16 protein-coding genes are annotated in these 19728 nt (G+C 61.4%); 8 read left to right on the top strand and 8 right to left on the bottom strand.

The window, feature by feature from the left end:
* Positions 1-25: 25 nt before the first annotated feature.
* The 7 genes from AC27VO_RS10100 to fabI form a co-directional block, all read right to left on the bottom strand.
* Positions 26-895: a DNA ligase gene (locus AC27VO_RS10100; protein ID WP_488666580.1), complete on the bottom strand. Its 870-nt coding sequence runs from the start codon at positions 893-895 to the stop codon at positions 26-28.
* A gap of 107 nt (positions 896-1002) precedes the next feature.
* Entirely contained in the window at positions 1003-1935 is a 933-nt protein-coding gene (locus AC27VO_RS10105; protein ID WP_488666581.1) for a diguanylate cyclase, read from the bottom strand.
* A 26-nt stretch (positions 1936-1961) separates the two neighbouring features.
* Complete coding sequence (locus AC27VO_RS10110; protein ID WP_488666582.1) at positions 1962-5753, bottom strand: response regulator; 3792 nt, start codon at positions 5751-5753, stop codon at positions 1962-1964.
* A 234-nt stretch (positions 5754-5987) separates the two neighbouring features.
* Positions 5988-7862: a potassium transporter Kup gene (locus AC27VO_RS10115; protein ID WP_488666621.1), complete on the bottom strand. Its 1875-nt coding sequence runs from the start codon at positions 7860-7862 to the stop codon at positions 5988-5990.
* Between the two features lie 184 nt (positions 7863-8046).
* Complete coding sequence (locus AC27VO_RS10120; RefSeq protein WP_488666583.1) at positions 8047-8574, bottom strand: superoxide dismutase family protein; 528 nt, start codon at positions 8572-8574, stop codon at positions 8047-8049.
* A 96-nt stretch (positions 8575-8670) separates the two neighbouring features.
* Entirely contained in the window at positions 8671-9606 is a 936-nt protein-coding gene (locus AC27VO_RS10125) for a ZIP family metal transporter (protein ID WP_488666584.1), read from the bottom strand.
* 241 nt (positions 9607-9847) lie between these two features.
* On the bottom strand, positions 9848-10648 hold the full coding sequence (gene fabI, locus AC27VO_RS10130; RefSeq protein WP_488666585.1) for an enoyl-ACP reductase FabI: 801 nt from the start codon (positions 10646-10648) through the stop codon (positions 9848-9850).
* A gap of 100 nt (positions 10649-10748) precedes the next feature.
* On the opposite strand from fabI, the gene AC27VO_RS10135 reads away from it, so the two are divergent.
* The 5 genes from AC27VO_RS10135 (at position 10749) to AC27VO_RS10155 (ending at position 16967) form a co-directional block, all read left to right on the top strand.
* Positions 10749-12596, top strand: a complete 1848-nt coding sequence (locus tag AC27VO_RS10135; RefSeq protein WP_488666586.1) for an extracellular solute-binding protein — start codon at positions 10749-10751, stop codon at positions 12594-12596.
* A 3-nt stretch (positions 12597-12599) separates the two neighbouring features.
* Positions 12600-13625, top strand: a complete 1026-nt coding sequence (locus AC27VO_RS10140; RefSeq protein WP_488666587.1) for a microcin C ABC transporter permease YejB — start codon at positions 12600-12602, stop codon at positions 13623-13625.
* A gap of 3 nt (positions 13626-13628) precedes the next feature.
* Positions 13629-14744 (top strand): ABC transporter permease, encoded by a 1116-nt coding sequence (locus AC27VO_RS10145; RefSeq protein WP_488666588.1) that lies wholly within the window; start codon positions 13629-13631, stop codon positions 14742-14744.
* Positions 14744-16375 carry an ABC transporter ATP-binding protein gene (locus AC27VO_RS10150; protein ID WP_488666589.1) on the top strand — a complete coding sequence of 544 codons (1632 nt, stop codon included), beginning with the start codon at positions 14744-14746 and terminating at the stop codon, positions 16373-16375. The genes AC27VO_RS10145 and AC27VO_RS10150 overlap by 1 nt, the downstream gene beginning before the upstream one ends.
* Positions 16376-16478: 103 nt before the next feature.
* The gene (locus AC27VO_RS10155) at positions 16479-16967 is read left to right on the top strand and encodes an RcnB family protein (protein ID WP_488666590.1); all 489 of its coding nucleotides are present in this window, start codon (positions 16479-16481) and stop codon (positions 16965-16967) included.
* Between the two features lie 185 nt (positions 16968-17152).
* On the opposite strand, the gene AC27VO_RS10160 is transcribed toward AC27VO_RS10155, so the two are convergent.
* Entirely contained in the window at positions 17153-17869 is a 717-nt protein-coding gene (locus AC27VO_RS10160; protein ID WP_488666591.1) for a lipocalin family protein, read from the bottom strand.
* Positions 17870-18138: 269 nt separating this feature from the next.
* Between AC27VO_RS10160 and AC27VO_RS10165 the strand changes: the two genes are divergently transcribed.
* The 3 genes from AC27VO_RS10165 to rimP all read left to right on the top strand — a co-directional run bounded on the left by AC27VO_RS10165 (position 18139) and on the right by rimP (position 19661).
* On the top strand, positions 18139-18306 hold the full coding sequence (locus tag AC27VO_RS10165) for a hypothetical protein (RefSeq protein ID WP_488666592.1): 168 nt from the start codon (positions 18139-18141) through the stop codon (positions 18304-18306).
* A 211-nt stretch (positions 18307-18517) separates the two neighbouring features.
* The gene (locus AC27VO_RS10170; protein WP_488666593.1) at positions 18518-18889 is read left to right on the top strand and encodes a thioredoxin family protein; all 372 of its coding nucleotides are present in this window, start codon (positions 18518-18520) and stop codon (positions 18887-18889) included.
* 193 nt (positions 18890-19082) lie between these two features.
* A complete protein-coding gene (gene rimP, locus AC27VO_RS10175; protein ID WP_488666594.1) occupies positions 19083-19661 on the top strand; it encodes a ribosome maturation factor RimP in 579 nt (192 codons plus the stop codon).
* The last annotated feature ends 67 nt before the right edge of the window (positions 19662-19728 follow it).

The following is a 19728-nucleotide window of genomic DNA, read 5'->3' on the forward strand; positions in this document are numbered from 1 at the left end:
TGAGAGCGCTGGAAGCTCTCTTTTTTTATGGCGCAGCGGGTTCGCGCACCCGCCAGTAACGTGCAAAGCGCGGCAGCCCGCTGGGGTGCGTGCCGTTGTAGCGGTAGGTGATGGTGCTGCCAATGGCAGGTGGATGGGCGCGGTCGACATCGCTCAGGCCGCTGCCAATCTTGAAGCGCTGGCCGCTGGGCATCTCCACCAGCAGCGCGCCGGTCATGCCCAGGTATTTGCCTTGACCGGGCAGGTGTTGGACCACCACGGCTTCGGCATCGTCGGCCAGTTTCAGCTTGATCAAATCATCACTGCGGCCTGCACGGTACGGGCTGTCTGCGCGGCGCAGCATCAGGCCTTCGGCGCCGTCCTGGCTGAGGCTGCGCAGCTGCCGCATCAAGGCCGCATGGTTGGCCACTTGCCACTGCGGCACGGCCTGCAGCCATGGCTGCTGCACGCGGGCAACCAGCGCTTGCAAGGCTTGCTGGCGCTGGGCAAACAGCCCAGGATGCTGTGGCGCATCAAACACCATGTAGCGCAGTCGGCGCCAACCTGCTTCATCCTTGGCACCTTGCGCCACCGTGGCCTGCACAGCGGCGAACTGGCCGCGTCCGGCCCACAGCTCGCCATCCAGCGCCTGCGCAGGCCAGGTCTGCGTAAACCAGGGTGGTGCATCAATGACCAGGCCCTGGCGGCTGCGCAACTGCTGCCCATCCCAGTGGGCGCGAATGCCGTCGTATTTTTCGCTCACCCAATAGGCGTGCAGGTCCAGGTCGGCGCGATAGGTGTTGGCCAGCGTTAAACCCGGGGCGGGTTCGGCGGCATGGAGGGCTGGGCTGACATTGAGAACCGCCGCCAGCAGCACGGCGAGCAGGCGGCAGCGCCTGCAGATGGTGGTGAACATGAAACCTCCCTCCTTGGGCTGCCAAAAAGCCCGCGTGTGGCAGCCATATTGCACCAAAGGGTAGCAGGGGAGCCAATGCCGCAGGTCTGAAGCCTGCTTGCTGTGGGCTACTCCAGCGTGCGCTGCGTCACCCGGTTGCGTCCTTCGGCTTTGGCTTGGTAGAGCAGCTGGTCGGTCTGGGACAGCAGTTGCGCGGTCTCTGGCACCTGGCTGGGGCTGTACACCATGACCCCGGCACTGACAGTCAGCTGCCCCGCAGGGACACAGGCGTGTTCCATACCGAGGTTTTCGATGGCTTGCCGAAAGTTTTCCACCAGCCGCGGCAAGGCATCTTTTTGGCCCAGGCTGATGAAGGCGAACTCTTCGCCGCCGTAGCGTGCAGCCAGATCCCCCGCGCGCTGGGCATGCAGCTGCATGGTCTGGGCCACCGTGCGCAGGGCGTCATCGCCTTGCATATGGCCGTAGTGGTCGTTGTAAGGCTTGAAATGGTCGATATCGATCAGGGCCAGTCCCAAGTATTCACCCGAGCGCTGGCTGCGGCGTATGGCCAGTTGCAAGGCATTGTCGAAATGCCTGCGGTTGGCCAGGCCGGTGAGTCCATCGGCCCAGGCCAGGCGCTGCAACTCGCGTTTTTGCAGAAACAGATCCACCTGGTTTTTGACGCGCGCCTGCAAAACGGCAGGGCGGATGGGTTTGGAGACGTAATCGGCGGCCCCCAGGCGCAGGCCGTATTCCTCCGCCGCTTCATCGCTTTGGCCAGTGATGAAGATGACCGGGATATGCGCGGTGTCGGGGTTGGCCCGCAGCTGTTGCAGCACTTCATAGCCATTGAGCCCGGGCATGCTCACATCCAGCAAGAGTAGGGCCAGGTGCTGGCTTTCATGGCGCGCGATCTCCAGGGCGGTGCTGCCGTTCTTGGCCAGAAGCACCTGGTAGTGCGGCTGAAGCAGCTCGGCTAGTGTGGCACGATTAAGACGCTCATCATCAACGATCAAGACGGAAACCGCATCCTGCGGGGCAGTGGTGTGTAGAGCGAGCATGTACAAGGGTCAAGAGTGCGGTCAGTTCAGGCGCCGTTGCTGCGCAGCGCTTGCTGCAGTTGTTGCAGGCAGTCGCAGGCAGCATCGGCTTCCAGGTCTTCAGTCAGCGCCAGGGCACGCGCAGCCAGGCTATGCAACAAAGAGCCACGCAGCGCGGTTTCCACTTGCTCGAGCTTACGTATGCCTGCGTACTCACCGCGTCGGATAGCGGGCAAAGTCTGTGCAATCAGATGGAGGAGTTGCTGCACATCCAGCGAGGCGGCAGAAGGCACGGGCGTGGTCTCTTGCGGCACCAGCGCGCGCTGCACTTCTTGCAGCACCTCCTGCAGCTCGGTGCTGGCGCGTTCTACCAGCGCGGCATCCGCTTGGGCTTGTTCGCTGGCCCATTCCAGGGTTTCCATGGTCTGCACGGCTTGCGCCTGATCCAGGTAGCCCAATGAGCCTTTGAGGGTGTGGGCCAGCATGCCCAGAGCTGCCCAGTTTTGCGCGCTGTACAGCGACTGCAGCTGTGCTGGGGCCTGGGCGAAGTCGCGGATGAAAGCTCGCAGCAGGCGCTGCATGCGCTCGGTATGGCCCTGAAAGTGGCGTGCAAACCCGCTGGCACGCACATCTTGCGGGGGGGCAGCAGGCACGGAGGCCACAGGCGGCAGTGGCGCCAGTGCTTGTTCGAGCGTCTGAAGCAGCGCCTGGGCGTTGATAGGCTTGGTCAGCTGCCCGTCCATGCCGCTGCGGAGGACAGCCTGGCGATCCTGCAAGCGTGTCTGGGCCGTCAGCGCCCACAGAGGCAGGGCGTCCCAGTGTGGGTTCTGGCGAATGCGGCGTGCCACTTCCAGCCCGTCCATCTCGGGCATTTGTACGTCCAGCAAGACAGCATCAAAGTGGTGCTCATGCAATAAATTCAAGGCTTGGGGGCCACTGTGGGCGGTGGTGACCTGTACGCCGGCCAGCTCCAGAATGTCTTGGGCCACTTCCCGGTTCAGGGCGTTGTCATCGACGACAAGTACGCGGCGGCCGTGGAGAGCGCTGGGGATCTGCAGCGTGCTCGGGTGTGTCAGGTCGTGCAGATTCAGGCCATGCAGCGCTTGGGGCTGCAGCGCTTCTTGCATGCTGTTGAACAGCATCGACTCGGTGATGGGCTTGATCAGCAAGCCCTGCAGTGCCAGCTGTGACACGCGTTCCATGACTTCATCGCGGCAGTAGGCCGTCACCATGAGCATGGCAGGGGTGTGTGACAGCTGTGTGCTCTGGCGGATGTGTTCAGCCACTTGCAAGCCGTCCATCTCGGGCATTTGCCAGTCCAGCAGCACGAGCTGGAAGGGGCGCTGGTGGTGGCTGGCAGCTTGCAGGTGCTCCAGCGCCTCGGCGCCGCTGGCGGCCACTTCGCACTCCAGCCCAAAGCCGCGCACCATGCTGGAGAGGGTGTCGCGGGCCATGAGGTTGTCGTCGACCACCAGCACGCGGTAGGAAGCGCCCGTAAAGCCGCGGTAGGGCAAGGCATCGGCCTGGCCCTGCAGCTGTACGTCAAAGCTAAAGCAGCTGCCTTGCCCAGGCTGGCTTTGTACTTGAATTTGCCCGCCCATCAGCTGCACCAGTTTGTGGCTGATGGCCAGACCCAGCCCGGTGCCCCCAAAGCGGCGGCTGGTGTGGGCCTCCGCCTGCGTGAAAGGCTCAAAGAGCTGTGCCATGTGCTCGGGACGGATGCCGATGCCGGTGTCCTGGACCGAGACATGCAAGATGCAGCGCTGCGCGTCGTGGGGCAAAGGCTGGGCATGCATGCGAATGACCACTTCACCGCGCTCCGTGAACTTGACGGCATTGCCCACCAAGTTGGTGAGCACCTGGCTCAAGCGCTGTACATCACCGACCATCTGCCGGGGCACAGAGGGCGCGATGTGGTAGACCATTTCCACCCCTTTTTGCTCGGCCTGCAGCCCTGTCACGCTGGAGATGGCATCCAGCAGATCGTCCAGCAGGAAGGGCTCGGGTGCCAGGTGCAGCATCTCGGCTTCGAGCTTGGAGAAGTCCAGAATTTCGTTGATGATTTTGAGCAGCGCGCTGGTGGACAGCGCAACTTTCTCCAGATAGTTGCGCTGCTTGGCGGTCACGGGCGTTTGCAGCAGCAACTGCGTCATGCCGATGACGGTATTCATGGGGGTGCGAATTTCGTGGCTCATCGTGGCCAGAAACTCGGACTTGGTGCGCTCTGCGGCCTCGGCCGCTTCTTTGGCCTGGCGAAGGCTCTCCTGCACTTCGTATTCCGCCGTGATGTCCAGCAAAATGCCTTCCCACAGCACGCCCTGGTGCGAGGCGCGGGGCACCGCACGGGCACGCATCCAGCGCAGCTGGTTCTGGCTGTTATAGACACGGCTAACCAGGTCAAACGGGGTGTGGTGCCGCAGGCTGTGCAGCACGGCATCCACAAAAGCGGGCTTGTCCTGCTCAAAAATGCGTGTGGTGAAGGTGGTTTGCTGGGCCACAAATGTGGTCGCTGAGATACCCAGCAAACGCTGTATGCCGGCACTGACATAGCGCAGATAGAGCTTGTGATCCGGCGTTTGCTCGCAGCGAAAAATGGCGCCATTGGGCAGGTTGTCGGCCAGATTTTGCAGGCGCTGCTCAGCCTCTACCGATTCGCTGAGGTCTTGCAGCGTGCCGTGCAGCATGGTGATATGGCCCGCGGCATCGCGGAAGGCCTGGCCCCGGATGCGTGCCGGGAAGTGCCCGCCGCCCGGGCGACGGTGCTGCACGTCCACCGTGTAGGGGGTGCCGTCCTGAATGCATTTGCCAATGGCGGCGCTGAGCGCGGCATGCTCCTCCGGCGGGATCATGGCTGCCAGCGACTGCGGGGTCAGCGGTGGATCGTCGGGCTGCAGGCCGTTCATCTCGGTGAGCATTTCCGAGGCGCTGAATGTGTTGCTCGCCAGGTCCAGCGTCCAGCTGCCGATTTTGGCCACACGCTCGGCCTGGCACAGCATGGCGTAGTTGTGGGCCATCTGCTCCTGGGCCAGGCGCATCTCGGTGATGTCGCGGGTCATGCCCAGCAGGCCTTGAATTTCCCCTTGTGCATCGCGGTAGGGCATTTTCATGACGTTGAATACCAGCGTGCTGGCGCCAACAGGCAAGCGCTCTTCATACAGCACGGGCTTGTCGGCCTGCATGACTTCGTGGTCGGCATCGGCATATTGCTGGGCGATGCTGTCCGGGAAAATTTCGGCATCGGTGCGGCCCAGGACCTCGCTCAGGGTGCGGCCGGAGCGCTGCAGCAGTGCTGGGTTGACGTACTGGTAACGACCCGCGCGGTCTTTGATGAACACCCCGTCCGGGGTCTGCTCCATGAATGCATCCAGCATGCGTGTGCTCTCGCGCCACTGGCGGGTGCGCTCTTGCACCAGCGCCTCGAGCTGGGCGTTGAGCTGCAGAATCTGAGCTTCCGTGGTGTGCCGCTGCTCGGCGCGTCGGCCTAGGCCCATGAAGTATTTGCTCCCGTCAATGGCCAGACAGGTGATGTGCACATCCAGCTGGTAGTAGCTGCCGTCCTTGCGGCGGTGCTGGTTGGCCGACATCACATTGCTGCCAGGCTCCTGGCGGGCCCAGATCTGCTCGAGCACCGCGCGGTCCAGCTCGGAGATCTGGTCCACGTGCATATCCAGCAACTCCTGCCGGGTGTAGCCTAGGTTGTCGCAGGCGGTCTGGTTGACGTCGACAAAGCGCCCCAGGTCATCGTGCACATACATTTCATCGACATAGGTTTCGAGAAATTGGCGGGTGATGCCGTGGCGAAAGGCTTCGGTCACACCGGTGTGCGTGTCATGGGGCATGGTTTCTCCAGGGACGGCAGAGCGTGCTGCAGCATAGCAACGGTTGGCGCTGGGCGGTGACACCTGTGTGCAACGGTAACAATCCAAGGCATGCGCTGCCCGCTTGGTGTGAATAAAACCATAGCTTCTAGCGCTTGTGTTGACTTGGTCTTAGCCGCTTTTGATTGAAATTGGCAGGCAGGATGCAGGAACCAGGGCCCCGCACCTGTGGCTATATCGCGGGGCCTTGGCGGGCTAAATCACGATCTGGCTGCCCAGTTCCACCACGTTGCGGTTGGGCAGGTGCAGAAAATCGGCTGCAGAGCTGGCGTTGCGGTACATCTGGGCAAACAGCTTTTCGCGCCACAGCGCCATGCCGTGGCCATGCTGCGCGACGATGATGTCGCGCGACAGGAAATAGCTGGTTTCCATGACCGAGGCGCTGGGCAATGCACCATCGAGTGACAGCACGGTGAGCGCGTTGGGCACATGGGGGTCGTCCTTGAAGCCAAAGTGCAGCACGACCTGCCAGCAGTCATGGCCTAAATCGTGCGCAGTGGCGCGGTGGGCTGGGGGAATGTGGGCCAGCTCATGGTTGCGCACCGTCACAAAAACATTGCGCGCGTGCAGCACCTTGTTGTGCTTGAGGTTGTGCAGCAGGGCGCTGGGTACCGTACCCACCTGAGAAGACAGGAACACGGCGGTGCCTTCCACGCGGGTGACGTGGTCGTGGCGCAGCATGTCCAGAAACTCGCCCAGCGGCAATGCGTGTGGCTGCATGGCGCTGAGCACCAACTCACGCCCTTTGTGCCAGGTGCGCATCAGCACAAACATGGCGCCCCCAATGGCCAGGGGGAACCAGCCACCGTCGGCCAGCTTCAGTACGTTGGAGGCAAAAAAGCTCACGTCAACGGCCAGAAAGAACAAGGTGGCGGCCGCCACGGGCAGCAAGGGGTACTTCCAGCCCCAGCGCACGACAAAGAAAGTCAGCACGGTGGTGATCAGCATGTCCAGCGTGACGGCAATCCCGTAGGCCGCGGCCAGTGCGCCCGACGACTGAAAGAAGATGACAGCCAGCGCAATGCCCGCGCACAGACCCCAGTTCACCAGGGGCAGGTAGATTTGCCCGGTGTCGGTTTCACTGGTGTGCAGCACCTGCAGCCGGGGCAGATAGCCCAGCTGAATCACCTGTTTGGTGACGCTGAATGCCCCGGTAATCAGCGCTTGCGAGGCGATGACCGTAGCAGCTGTGGCCAGTATCACCATGGGCAGCAGCATGGAACGCGGCGCCATGGCAAAGAAAGGGTTGCTGACTGCATCAGGCTGCTGCAGCAGCAAGGCACCCTGGCCCAGGTAGTTGATCAGCAGCGCTGGCATAGCCACCCCAAACCAGGCGTGGCGGATGGGCCGCTTGCCAAAGTGGCCCAGGTCGGCGTACAGCGCCTCGCCGCCGGTCACACACAGCACGACGGCGCCGAGCAGCAAAAAAGCCACACCGGGCTCTTGCGCGATGAAAAGGAGGGCGTAGTGGGGGCTGAGCGCCCACAAAATGCCAGGCTGCTGGGCAATGTGCCACATGCCCAGCGTTGCTAGGCTGATGAACCACAGCAGCATGATGGGGCCAAACCAGCGCCCAATGCCCGCCGTGCCGCGTTTTTGCACGGCAAACAGCACCAGCAAAATCCCCAGAGTCAGCGGCACCACCGCCGAGGACAGCTGGGGGGAGAGCACGGCCAGGCCTTCCACGGCAGAGAGCACGGAGATTGCGGGCGTAATCACCCCATCGCCGTAGAACAGGCAGGTACCAAAAATACCAATGGCCATCAGCCAGCGGCGCAGTTGCGGGTGGCCTTCGACCGCATGGGCCGCCAGGGCCAGCATGGCAACCAGCCCGCCTTCGCCGCGGTTGTCGGCGCGCAGCACCAGAGTGACGTACTTGATGGAGACAATGACGGTCACCGTCCACACGACCAGGGAGAGCACGCCGTAGATGTGTGGGGTGGTGAGTGTGACGTGGCCGGAGTTGAAGACTTCCTTGAGCGCATACAGCACGCTGGTGCCTATATCGCCATAGACCACACCCAGGGCGCCCAGCGTGAGGGCTGCCAACGATGATTTTTCAGATTGCACAAAAAACGCGGGAAGCTGGAATGCCACCGATTGTGCGAGCTTGCCTTTGGGCCGTCGATGGGGTTTCAAGCCGGGGTTGCAGACAGGGGATTGGGCTTGACGGCGGTAAAAGACAGAAAATAAATAAAAAACATAGCTTCCAGCCCTGATGTATCAAGCGCTGGAAGCCTTAAATACTCAAAGTTTATGGGCGCTGGAGCACTGCACAGGCCAGGCGCGCACCGGCGTTGCCGCTGGGCTGGCTTTGGTAATCATCGGGGTCGGCGTGCACGATCAGGCTGCGGCCCAGCACATTGTTGTTGCCGTTGCCCAGGCTGATGCTTGCCGTCTCGAAATGCACCACAGCCATGCCGTGGGCGTTGGCCCGCAGGGTGGGCAGGTCGCCTACGTGGTGTGGGCCCTTGTCATGCTGGCCGTGGGGCTGGCTGCCAGGGTTGTAGTGGCCGCCCGCGCTGCTGCCGTCGGCACTGCTGCAGTCGCCATTTTCATGGATGTGAAAACCGTGTTCAGAGTTGGGCTTGAGCCCACTGACCTGGCCCGAGACCTTCACCATGCCGTGCATGTGCTGGCTGAATAAGACTTTGCCGGTGACTGTGCTGCCGCTGGTCGGCTTTAACTCGGCCACGGCGTTGTTTTCGGCGTAGTAGCTGGCGCAGCCGGTCAGAACGGCGGCTCCCAGCAAGGTGGTCAGCAGGGTAAGACGGTGGCGCATGGCATCTCCTTACAGGTTGAAAGTTCCAAGAAACTATGACGGTGCAGGGGCTGGATGGTGCGTACGGAAAGTCTGAGTCTGGCGTCGTACCTCGCCTTACAAGGCGGTATCCATGATCATCATCAGCACAAAACCCAGCATCAGGCCGCCGGTCGCGAAGGTTTCGTGACCTTTGCGGTGCGATTCGGGAATGATTTCGTGGCTGATCACAAACAGCATCGCGCCTGCGGCAAAACCCAGACCCCAGGGCAGGATGGCTGCGGAAGTGCTGACAATGGCAGCGCCGATCACTGCGCCCACTGGCTCGACCAGACCGCTGAGCATGCCCAGCAGCACCGACAGCTTGCGGCTGTAGCCCGCACCCATCAAGGCCATGGAGACCACCAGCCCCTCCGGAACGTCTTGGATCGCAATGCCCGTGGCCAGTGCATTGCCGGCCATGCCACCACTGGCATAGCCCACGCCAATGGCCAGGCCCTCGGGCAGGTTGTGCAGGGTGATGGCAAACACAAACAGCCAGGTGCGCTGCAGGCGGCGTGCGGCATCGATGCCCATGCCTTCGCGGCCTTTGATGAAGTGTTCGTGGGGCAGCAAGCGGTCCATCAGCAGCATGGCCGCCGCTCCCAGCAAGATGGCAGAGCCCAGGATACCGGCTGCCGCGCCGTCGGAGCCGCCAAAGATACCTTGGACGCGCACAGCTTCCATACCCGGCAGGATGAGCGAAAAAGCGCAGGCCGCCAGCATCACCCCGGCGCCGAAGCCGAACAACGTGTCCTGCGTGCGCTCGCTCATGCTCTGCGAGAACATGACGGGCAATGTGCCCAGCGCGGTGGCAAAAGCCGCCACCATGCCCCCGCCCAAGGCTTGCAGCACCACAGGTTGCTGCTGGGCGTAGGTCCAGAACTGGCTGAACAGGGCCCAGATGCCCACCATCGAGATGGCGAATCCAATCCACAGGCGCAGGCTGTGCTTGGCGCCAGGGATTCCTAGCAGCGAAGGTGGGTGGACATCAGATGCAGCAGTTTTTTTCATGGATGCAGTCGAGAGGGTGAACACAGCGTGATGGCAGCAGCAATACTGTGGTGTCAGTCAATGGCTGAATGTTAATGAATAAGAATTATTCTCGTTTATTTGATGCAGATAAATATAGGAGAATCCAGGTTTTTTTGTGCGTGTGTTTGGCGTGAATGGCGTCGTTTCCATGCATGTCGACGCAAAAAGCCCTGCAGGCTGGTGTGCCTGCAGGGCTTTTGGGGTGTTGTTGTGCGGTGACTTAGACCTGATCGGCCGACAGACCTGCTGTCTGGCTGAAGCCGCCGTCCACATAGGTGATCTCGGCGGTCACACCCGACGCCAGATCGGACATCAGGAAGGCGGCGACATTGCCCACGTCTTCGATGGTCACGTTGCGGCGCAGGGGGGATGCATCAGCCACACGGCCCAGCAGTTTGCCGAAGTCCTTGATGCCGGAAGCGGCCAAGGTCTTGATGGGGCCAGCAGAAATGCCGTTGGCGCGGATGGCACGGCCATCTTCAGTGCGACCCACGGCTTCAGCCAGGTAGCGCACGGAAGCTTCCAGCGAGGCCTTGGCCAGACCCATGGTGTTGTAGTTTGGGATGGAGCGCAGCGCACCCAAGTACGACAGGGTCAGCAGCGAAGACTTGTCGTTCAGGTAGGGCAGTGCAGCCTTGGCCATGGCGGGGAAGCTGTAGGCGCTGATGTCGTGCGCGATCTTGAAGGATTCGCGGCTCAGGCCATCCAGGAAGTTGCCGGCAATCGCTTCGCGTGGCGCAAAACCGATGGAGTGCACAAAGCCGTCGAAAGTGCCCCAGGCGTCGCCCAGGCCCTTGAACATGGCTTCAATCTGCGCGTCATCAGCCACGTCGCAGTCAAAAATCATGGTGGAATTGAATTCCGCTGCAAATTCGGTGATGCGGTCCTTGAAGCGCTCACCCACATAGCTGAACGCCAGCTCGGCGCCTTGCTCGTGGCAGGCCTTGGCAATGCCGTAGGCGATGGAGCGATTGGACAGCACGCCCGTGATCAGCAGCTTCTTGCCGGTCAGAAAACCCATTGTTCTTCTCCTTGAGGAAATTCAGTGATGGCCGGCCGTCCGGTTTTGCATGCTGCAAAAAACCGCGGGGCGGCGGGCCGCTGTGGTGCAGAATTGTCGCATGCGCTTTTGGAAGTTTTGTTTCTTGCTCGCAGGAGCCACTACGGTTGCCCCGACTTGGGCTGACCATGCCTATGCTTTATGGGGCCAGCCGAAGTACGCGCAAGACTTTGCGCACTTTGGGTATGTGAACCCCCAGGCCCCCAAGGGCGGGGAGCTGCGCTTGGTCAGCAACCTGCGCAACTCGACGTTTGACAAATACAACCCATTCACGATCAAGGGCACGGCGCCTGCGTATCTGTCCAATCTGATGTTCGACACCTTGCTGACCGGCAGCATGGACGAAACCGCAACGGGTTATGGCTTGCTGGCGGAAGACGTCAGCGTGGCTGCCGATGGCCTGTCTGCCACCTTCCGGCTGCGCGGCAATGCCCGTTTCCATGATGGCAGCCCAGTGCGGGCCCAGGACGTCAAGCACAGTTTTGACACCCTGGTCGGTCCGCACACCTCACCGGGCTACAAGACCATGTTGGCCGAGGTGCAGGCCTGCGAAGTGCTGGATGCTCGCACGGTGCGCTTTCGCTTTAAGGCCGCCAACCGCGAGCTGCCGCTGACCGTGGGGGGGCTACCGATCTTCAGCCGCACCTGGGGGGCGGGCAAGCCGTTCAACGAGGTGGTCATGGACATCCCGGTGGGCAGCGGGCCCTACAAGATGGGCCCGGTGAGCTTTGGCAAAGACATCGTTTATGTGCGCGATGCGCATTACTGGGCGAAAGACTTGCCGGTGCGCCGTGGCACGGCCAATTTCGATCGCATCAGCGTCAAAATTTACAAGGACAACACCGCCAAGCTGGAAGCTTTGAAGGCGGGCGAGTTCGATCTGATGCGTTTTTTCAGCGCGGGAGACTGGGCGCGCCGCGTCGACGGGCGCAAGTTCCGCACGGGCGAGTTGGTCAAGGGCGAGTTTGCACACACCCTGCCCACGGGCTTTCAAAGCTATGTGCTCAACACCCGGCGGCCTTTCCTGCGCGATGTGCGGGTGCGCGAAGCGCTGGGCCTGGCGGTGGACTATGAATGGATGAACCGCCAGATGTTCTACAGCGCCTACCAGCGCGTGCAGGGCATTTTTGGCAACACGGCCTGCCAGACCACAGGCATGCCCAGCGCGGCAGAGCTGGCGCTGATGCAGCCTTGGGGCGATGTGCTGCCACCGGCGGCTTTGGGCCCCATGGCCATCCCGCCGCGCACCGATGGTGACAGCAGCCTGCGCGCCAATCTGCGCAAGGCCCAGGGCCTGCTGGCTGCTGCCGGTTGGACCGTGCAGGGCGGTGTGCTGCGCAACAGCGACGGCCAGGCCATGGTGCTGGAGTATTTGGACAGTGGCGATGGTGGTCAGCGCACTGTGGCCCCCTGGCAGCGCAACCTGCAAAAGCTGGGGGTGCAGCTGAACTTCCGGGCGGTGGACTTTGCGCTCTACCAGCAGCGCCTGCAGAAATTTGACTTTGACATCACTTCCATCGCCTACCAGGGCACGAACAACCCCGGTCAGGAGTTTGCCGATCTGTTTGGCAGTGCTGCGGCTGAGCAGGAAGACTCAGGCAACTTCCCCGGGGTGCAAAGCCCTGCGGTGGACGCCTTCATCAAGGCCATGGTGTCTGCCAAGTCCGAGGCGCAGCTGCTGCCCGCCTGCCATGCGCTGGAGCGCGCCATTGCCCACGGGCACTATCTGATTCCCCAGTGGTCGGCCAACACGCACCGCATGGCCTATAACCAGTGGCGCCTAGCGCACCCGGCGGTGATCCCGCCGTACTCCAGCGGTGAAGGTTGGGTGATGGACACCTGGTGGGCCCGCGTGCCGCCGCTGACGGCGGACACTGCGCCTGCCGTCCTTTCTGAGAAGGCGCCGTAAGCCATGCTGGCCTATATCCTCAAACGTGTTTTATTGATGGTTCCCACGCTGTTTGGCGTGCTGCTGCTCACTTTCTTGGTGATCCAGTTTGTGCCCGGTGGCCCGGTGGAGCAGTACCTGGCCGAGGCCAAGGCGGGCATGGGCACCGGCGCTGAAGGTGGCATGGCCTACCGCGGTGCGCAAGGGGTGGACCCGCAGCGCATTGAGCAGATCAAGGCGCTGTACGGCTTTGACAAGCCCGCCCCCGAGCGCTTTTGGCAGATGCTGGGCCAGTTTGCCCGGTTTGACCTGGGCACCAGCTTTTTCCAGAACAAGCCGGTGTGGACGCTGATTGCCGAAAAGCTGCCGGTCTCCATCAGCCTGGGGCTGTGGACGTTTTTCATCAGCTACCTAGTGGCCGTGCCGCTGGGTGTGGCCAAGGCCGTGCGCGCTGGCTCGCGCTTTGACCTGGTGAGCACCCTGTTGATTTTGATTGGCTACGCGATTCCCGGTTTTGTGCTGGGTGTGGCGCTGCTGGTGATTTTTGGCGGTCAGCTGCAGTGGTTTCCGCTGCGCGGGCTGACATCGGGCAACTGGGACGAGTTGACGCTGATGGGCAAGGTGGTGGACTACCTGTGGCACATCGCGCTGCCGGTGACGGCCATGGTCGCGGGCAGCTTTGCGGTGACGGCCATGCTGACCAAGAACGCCTTTCTGGAAGAAATCCGCAAGCAATATGTGCTGACGGCCCGCGCCAAGGGCTTGAGCGAAAAGCAGGTGCTGTACAAGCACGTGTTTCGCAATGCGCTGATCCCCATCATCACCGGCTTTCCGGCGGCATTCATCGGCGCGTTCTTTGCGGGTTCGCTGCTGATTGAAACCCTGTTTTCGCTCGACGGGCTGGGTCTGCTCAGCTATGAAAGCGTGATCCGGCGCGACTATCCGGTGGTGCTGGGTTCGCTCTACCTCTTCACCTTGATTGGGCTGGTCACCAAGCTCATCAGCGACCTGTGCTATGTCTGGGTCGATCCGCGTGTGAAATTTGATTGAAATATGGCTCTAACGCAAGCACAGTCTGCGCAAGCAGCTATATCTATTGAAGCGTCCACCACCTTGCTGCCGCGCTCGGTGTCGCCCAGCCGCCGCGCGTGGCAACGCTTCAAACGCAACAAGCTGGGCTTTGTCAGTCTGGTGCTGTTTGTGGTGCTGGTGGTGCTGAGCCTGTGCGCCGAGGTGGTCAGCAATGACAAACCGCTGATCGTGCGCTACGAAGGGCAAAGCTACTTTCCGCTGCTCAAGGACTACCCGGAAACCGTGTTTGGCGGTGACTTTGCCACGCCCACCGACTACCTGGACCCCTTTATCCAGCAGCAGTTGCAGCAAGGAAGCAACTGGGCGCTGTTTCCGCTCAATCGCTATGGGGCGAACACCATCAACTACTTTGCCGAGGCACCCAACCCCGCGCCACCTTCGGGTGCTAACTGGCTGGGTACCGATGATCGCGGGCGCGATCTGCTGGCACAGCTGCTCTACGGCTTTCGCGTGAGCGTGCTGTTTGCGCTGGCGCTGACGGTCATTGGTGTGGCGCTGGGTGTGCTGACAGGAGCTATTCAGGGCTTTTTTGGTGGCAAGACCGATCTGGCCTTTCAACGTTTCATTGAAATCTGGGGCTCCATGCCGGAGCTGTATCTGCTCATCATCTTCAGTGCGGTGCTGGCGCCCAGCATCAGCTTGCTGCTGGTGCTGCTGAGTCTCTTTGGTTGGATGGGCTTGTCCGACTATGTGCGTGCCGAGTTTTTGCGCAACCGCCAGCTGGACTATGTGAAAGCCGCGCGCGCTTTAGGGGTGCCCAATGGGCAGATCATCTGGCGCCACATCCTGCCCAACAGCCTGACGCCCGTGGTCACGTTTTTGCCGTTTCGCATGAGTGCAGCCATTCTGGCGCTGACCTCGCTGGACTTTCTGGGCCTGGGCGTGCCGCCGGGTACACCCAGCCTGGGGGAGTTGCTCAGCCAGGGCAAGAACAGCATCGATGCGTGGTGGATTTCGCTGGGCACTTTCGCGGTGCTGGTCACCACCTTGCTGCTGCTGACTTTTATGGGCGATGCGCTGCGCGATGCGCTCGATCCGCGCAAGGCCCAGATCAGTGACGTGAAGGAGGGCGCGTAATGTCGGTCACGCCACACAGCCAGTCGGCATCTGCGACAGCGCCGCTGCTCGAAGTCAGCGACCTGAAGGTACGTTTTGGCAACAAAAAAGTCGTGCAGGGGGTGAACCTGGTGCTGCACGCCGGGGAAAAACTGGCCCTGGTCGGTGAGTCGGGCTCGGGCAAGACGATCACGGCACTGAGTTTGCTGCGCCTGGCGGGTGATGCCCATATCAGCGGCAACGTCATGCTGGACGGGCGCAACCTGCTCTCCTTGTCAGAGCGTGATATGCGCACCGTGCGTGGCGGTGATGTCGCCATGATCTTCCAGGAACCCATGACCGCGCTGAACCCGCTGATGACGGTGGGCGCTCAGGTGGCCGAAGTGCTGCAGCTCAAAGAAGCATTGAGCCCGTCGCAGGCCTGGAAGCAGGCGGTGGCGCTGCTGGCCACCACCGGCATTCCAGAGCCTGAGCGCCGCGCGCGCAGCTATCCGCACCAGCTCAGCGGTGGCCAGCGCCAGCGCGCCATGATTGCCATGGCGCTGGCCTCCAAGCCCAAGCTGCTGCTGGCGGATGAGCCCACCACGGCGCTCGATGTCACGCTGCGCATGCAAATTCTGGAGCTGCTCAGCGATTTGCAGCGCCAGACGGGCATGGCCATTTTGCTCATCACCCACGATCTGCACCTGGTGCGCCGCTTTGCCGATCGCGCGGCGGTGATGGAGCATGGTGTGCTGGTAGAGCAGGGCCCGGTGGCTGAGCTGTTTGCGCACCCGCAGCACCCCTATACCCACAAGCTGCTGCACAGCCAGCCCGCACGCGAGGTGCTGCAGCCCTATGCCCAGGCCAAGCCCATGGTGCAGGCCAGCCAGCTGCGCGTGAGCTACCCCGTGCCTGTGCCGGGTGTGCGCGGCTGGTTCCGCAAAGGAGAGTTCGTGGCGGTGCAGGGCGCGGATGTGTGCCTGCGTGAAGGGCAGACGCTGGGCATTGTGGGCGAGTCGGGCTCGGGCAAGTCCACCTTGGCCCAGGCCCTGCTGGGGCTGTTGCCCAGCCAGGGTGCATTGACCATCACCGGCAAAAGCTGGCAGCAACCGGCCATGCGCAACACGCGTGCAAATCAGGCGTTGCGCCGCCAGGTGCAGGTGGTGTTTCAGGACCCGTTTTCTTCGCTGTCGCCGCGCATGACGGTGGAAGAAATCGTGGGCGAGGGGCTGCGGGTGCATGCGCCAGACATCAGCGAGGCCGGGCGCCGTGAGCAGGTGCTGTCGGTGCTGCTGAGCGTGGGGCTGAGCGAGCAGCAGTTCCCAGGCTTGCTGCAGCGCTATCCGCATGAGTTCTCGGGCGGTCAGCGCCAGCGCTTGGCCGTGGCACGTGCGCTGATTTTGCGGCCCAAGATTCTGGTGCTGGACGAACCGACCAGTGCGCTGGACGTGACCATCCAAAAGCAGGTGCTAGGCCTGTTGCAGCGCCTGCAGCGTGAATTGGGGCTGAGCTATGTGCTGATCACGCATGACATGGAAGTGATTCGTGCCATGGCCCATGAGGTGATGGTGATGAAGGCCGGTGAGGTGGTGGAACAAGGCCCGGTGGACGCTGTGCTGGGCCAGCCCCAGCATCCGTACACGCAGCAACTGGTGCGCGCGACCTTGTAGGCAGATACCAATTTTTGCGCCATCTTTACAAATGCTTGAATAGCGCTTTGCATCTCAGCCTTAGCATAGAACCCATGACAACCACCCACGAAAGGGCGTCTTTATGAACAAGAAATACATTGCGGCAGCCGTTGCTGCCATCGTGCTGGGTACTTCCTCACTGAGCGCTTTGGCGCAACCCGGCCCACGTGGCTCGCAGCAAGGACAGCAAGGACAGCAGGGCCACCAAGGTGACCAGGGCAATCGCGGCAAGGAATACCGCTCGGCCCCCAAGGGGCCTCAGGCGCACCAGCCGCAGCAGCATGCGCCGGCGTATCGCCCCGGCCCTGGTGCACAGCCACAGCACCCCGGTCATCCCCATGGTATGCCTCCCGGGCAAGCCAAGCGCATGGGCGCAGGCCCTGAGCACAACTGGGTGCAGGGCGGGCATGTACCCCGTCAGTACCGCTCAAACCAGTACGTGGTGAACGACTGGCGCGGTCATGGCCTCAAGAGCCCTCCACGGGGCTACCACTGGGTGCAGTACGGTGGCGACTACCTGCTGGTGGCCATTGCGACCGGTGTGATCTCGCAGCTGATCCTGGGCTATTGAGTCTCAGTGCCAGTCGGTGCAATTTGTCGTCCTTCGAAGGACGGCTTCACCATCAAAAAAAGCTCCCTTGGGAGCTTTTTTTGATGGCAGTCTGAGCTATTTTGATAGCGGGTAGCGCTGGTGATTCCTTGTTTTTATTGTGATTTTTTTTGGGATAGCAGAGATCAGCAGCGCATGCTGCTTCACTATTTGTAGCTGCCCGTGGGGTTGACGCCATCTTGGTGAACCCAGAGCACTTGCTGTGTATCCACGCCCAGCAACTGGGCCTGGCGCAGCAAACGCTCTTCCACGCCGTCTGGCAGCGAGGGGCTGCGCGAAAGAATCCAGAAGTAATTCAGGCTGGAGCCAATCACCATCGCCCATTGGTAGTCATCGTCCAGGGCCACCACGTTGTAGCCGCCGTAAAACGGGCCAAAAAATGAGACCTTCAGTGCCGCAATATCGGGCGCGATGGTGGGTAGGGCCTTGCCGTGCGAGATTTTCCATTCGCCGCGCTGGGGGTGGTAGCCACGGTTGGTGACGTGAATGCTGCCATTGGGGTTCAGGGTGTACTCAGCCTGGGTGCGCTGCAGGCCTTTTTCAAAGCGATGGTCAATGCGCGCCAGTTCATACCATTTACCCAGATAGCGCTCAAGGTCAAAGTGCTCAACCGGGTGCACGCCTTTAGGCACCCGTGGGTTGCGTGAGGCATACAGGGCGGCGCCAGCCAGCGCTGCCAGCCCGACCGTGCACACCGCCGCGCTGCTGAGCGCGCGCGTGCGGCTGCTGGATGGGGGCTCCGGGGGGGACTGCTGCAGGGTGGACTTCAGGCTTTGCAAGGTCTCGTGCAGGCTGTCCTGGGCGGCACAGCGCGGGCAGCTGGAGGTGATGTCGGTCTTGCAAGAGCGGTGAAAGAAAGACATGGGCAAGGTCCTGTGGCAAAAAAAGCGGGGCACCTGGGCGGTGCGCTGATCAAGCACACAGTATTTGTAGCAGAAGAGCCGCTGCGATGTAGGTCACGCACGTGAAAGCGTGTCCTGAAGCGTTGTGGCTGTGGTGCGCATGCCCAAAAAGGCGTGAAAAAGAGCGGAATGCCAAGATGTGAGACAATTTTTTGAATCCCGCCGTCACGTTGCCTTGCAGTGTGTGGAAAAATACCGGGTTTACTGAAACCTCAACTGGAGAGATTGCCATGGGCAATAAGATCGTTACTGAAGCTGATCGCAAGCGCACCCCCCGTCCTGTTGCTCCTAACGGCGTGACTCTGTTGGCCCAAGGCCGTGGCCAGCGCATCAGCCTGGAGCGTGGTTCGCACACTCGCAGCAAGAAGAACCCTGGCAAGCGCGCTCACGCGGGCTAATCCACGGTGCATATTTGGGTAACTTGTTGCTCAAATTTGCTGAAACAAGCCTCAGGCCTGGTCTGGGGCTTTTTTGTTTGTGGGTCAGTCATTGCTCGACGGTTCAGCTTTTGTATGCGTTGGTTGGCAAAGGCTTGCTACGGGTTGTGGTTACGATGCAAGGTTTTGATGTGGGAATGCGGGCAATGCGCGGTGTGAGAGAAGGTCAATCATGAGTCGGGAGACGCCATTGGCGGTGCAGGGCGCCGCGTGGAGTGTGGTGTGCCTGTGTGCGGCTTGGTGCGGTGTGTGTCGGCAGTACGCGCCAGAGTTTGAGGCGCTGCAGGCCAAGTTTCCCCAGGTGCGCTTTGCCTGGGTGGATGTGGAAGAGTGCGAAGACTTGGTGGGGGAGGTGGATGTGGAGACCTTTCCCACGCTGCTGATTGGTCATGATGCGCAAGCGATGTTCCTGGGGCCTTTGCTGCCGCAAATCAAGGTGCTGGAGCGTTTGCTGGCATCGTTGATGGAGGCGCCGAGCCCAACTGCCGCCTTGCCAGAAGAAGCGGCTGCACTTTGGCAGCGTGTGGCGGCCCAATGGCAATGAGCCCTGCAGGAAATCCTGTGGCTTGACATTGCGAATCAACGCTTTGCGGATACAATAGGACCTTCACGACCAAACGGGCGGATACCAACCGCCCTTTTTTTTTGGTCGCTTGCATTTGGAGCTCGAAGCCGCCAGCAAGCTAATTGCAGGATGGTTATCGGGTTTTTTGTACTTCCGGGATAGAACTTAGCACGTGGCACTACAGCAAATTGTTGAACAAACCGTAACGGGTCTGGGCTATGACCTGGTGGAGATTGAACGTACAGGCGGTGGCCTGCTGCGCATCACCATCGACTTGCCTTGGCAGGCGCCTGAAGAGGGTGTAGATCCTTTGCCAGAGGCTTTCGTGACGGTGGAAGACTGCGAAAAAGTGACGCGTCAACTGCAATTTGCGCTGGAAGTCGATGGTGTCGACTATGCCCGCCTGGAAGTGTCATCGCCTGGCATTGATCGCCCTTTGCGCCATGAGCAAGACTTTGTGCGTTTTGCGGGCGCTGAAATTGACATCACGCTCAAGGAAGCCATTGGCTCGGCAGGCGGTGGTGTGGTGAATGCAAATCGTAAGAAATTCCGTGGCACGCTCGAGCGTGCTGAATCGGGCGGCTGGCAGATCGTCTGGAGTGACGAGCCAGCGCGCAAGCCCGGTGCGAAAGTGAGCAAAAAGCGTGAACCGGCGCCGCTGCAGGCAATGGGTTTTGCGCTGGATGAGCTGCGAGAGGCACGTTTGGCTCCCGTGGTGAACTTCAAGGGGCGTGGCGCTAAGCCCGCCTGAGATCAACGCCATAGCTAAACAGGCGCCTGTGGCAGGTGCCACGCTTGAAAGAATTGAAATTAGGAGA

Source organism: Comamonas sp. 14P8.1.4, assembly GCF_057799285.1.

What these genes read in the sequence shown, in the direction of transcription:
- AC27VO_RS10100 (WP_488666580.1), bottom strand. Translation starts at nt 895, where the DNA reads ATGTTCACCACCATCTGCAGGCGCTGCCGCCTGCTCGCCGTGCTGCTG.
- AC27VO_RS10105 (WP_488666581.1), bottom strand. Translation starts at nt 1,935, where the DNA reads ATGCTCGCTCTACACACCACTGCCCCGCAGGATGCGGTTTCCGTCTTG.
- AC27VO_RS10110 (WP_488666582.1), bottom strand. Translation starts at nt 5,753, where the DNA reads ATGCCCCATGACACGCACACCGGTGTGACCGAAGCCTTTCGCCACGGC.
- AC27VO_RS10120 (WP_488666583.1), bottom strand. Translation starts at nt 8,574, where the DNA reads ATGCGCCACCGTCTTACCCTGCTGACCACCTTGCTGGGAGCCGCCGTT.
- AC27VO_RS10125 (WP_488666584.1), bottom strand. Translation starts at nt 9,606, where the DNA reads ATGAAAAAAACTGCTGCATCTGATGTCCACCCACCTTCGCTGCTAGGA.
- fabI (WP_488666585.1), bottom strand. Translation starts at nt 10,648, where the DNA reads ATGGGTTTTCTGACCGGCAAGAAGCTGCTGATCACGGGCGTGCTGTCC.
- AC27VO_RS10135 (WP_488666586.1), top strand. Translation starts at nt 10,749, where the DNA reads ATGCGCTTTTGGAAGTTTTGTTTCTTGCTCGCAGGAGCCACTACGGTT.
- AC27VO_RS10140 (WP_488666587.1), top strand. Translation starts at nt 12,600, where the DNA reads ATGCTGGCCTATATCCTCAAACGTGTTTTATTGATGGTTCCCACGCTG.
- AC27VO_RS10145 (WP_488666588.1), top strand. Translation starts at nt 13,629, where the DNA reads ATGGCTCTAACGCAAGCACAGTCTGCGCAAGCAGCTATATCTATTGAA.
- AC27VO_RS10150 (WP_488666589.1), top strand. Translation starts at nt 14,744, where the DNA reads ATGTCGGTCACGCCACACAGCCAGTCGGCATCTGCGACAGCGCCGCTG.
- AC27VO_RS10155 (WP_488666590.1), top strand. Translation starts at nt 16,479, where the DNA reads ATGAACAAGAAATACATTGCGGCAGCCGTTGCTGCCATCGTGCTGGGT.
- AC27VO_RS10160 (WP_488666591.1), bottom strand. Translation starts at nt 17,869, where the DNA reads ATGTCTTTCTTTCACCGCTCTTGCAAGACCGACATCACCTCCAGCTGC.
- AC27VO_RS10165 (WP_488666592.1), top strand. Translation starts at nt 18,139, where the DNA reads ATGGGCAATAAGATCGTTACTGAAGCTGATCGCAAGCGCACCCCCCGT.
- AC27VO_RS10170 (WP_488666593.1), top strand. Translation starts at nt 18,518, where the DNA reads ATGAGTCGGGAGACGCCATTGGCGGTGCAGGGCGCCGCGTGGAGTGTG.